Source organism: Brevibacterium sp. ZH18 (assembly GCF_022748595.1).
Taxonomy (GTDB): Bacteria; Actinomycetota; Actinomycetes; order Actinomycetales; family Brevibacteriaceae; genus Brevibacterium.
Window position 1 is genome coordinate 1 of sequence record NZ_JALDSX010000113.1, and the last position, 610, is coordinate 610.

At 59.3% G+C, this 610-nt stretch carries 1 protein-coding gene; it reads left to right on the forward strand.

All coding sequences use genetic code 11. The features are described from left to right. Positions 1–242: hypothetical protein (locus MPN20_RS17160; RefSeq protein ID WP_242784081.1), on the forward strand; the 242-nt coding region annotated here is incomplete at its 5' end. Positions 243–610 lie beyond the last annotated feature (368 nt).

Consider the following 610-nt stretch of genomic DNA (forward strand, 5'->3'; position numbering starts at 1 on the left):
CACTGCTCATCAGTGAAGACTCGGTGTCGTTGCTGTGTAGTCACGTCTCCACCGTGCCAGTCCTGGAATGGTCAATAAAGGAGACACGCCCTAGCCGGGGGCTTTCTGGCTGGTGGTTCAGCACTGTCGAGGGCTTGGCGGATGGTGCGGCGGTGGACGTTGTGGCGTTTGGCGAGAGCTCGGATCGAGAGTCCTTCGATGCGGGCGTCGCGGCGGATGGTGGCGAAGAGTTCCACTCGTGACTCCAAGGTGGTGGCCCCGTTCTGTTGAACCAGTAGGTTCTTCTAGGTTCGGGTGGGGCCAGTTGTGGCCGTCGCAACACCATCGGCGAGTCGCGGGTGGGGCCAGATGAAACCGTCATGCCGGGGCCACTTCACACTGTCATAACCATCCTCCAATGCATGTTCGGCCGCCAGCTCTCCATGTTGTAGGTCCCTGGCTCGAAGACGTTACCGAACACATGGCAAAGGGACTGATGCAAGGATCGGTGACAGCGTGAGTGTCATGCTGCGAGTGCAGCTGGCTCTATGATTGCTTCGTACTCTACTGGTGTCAATCGACCCAACCGGGCTTGTCGGCGACGTCGGTGATATGTCCGCTCGATCCAGGT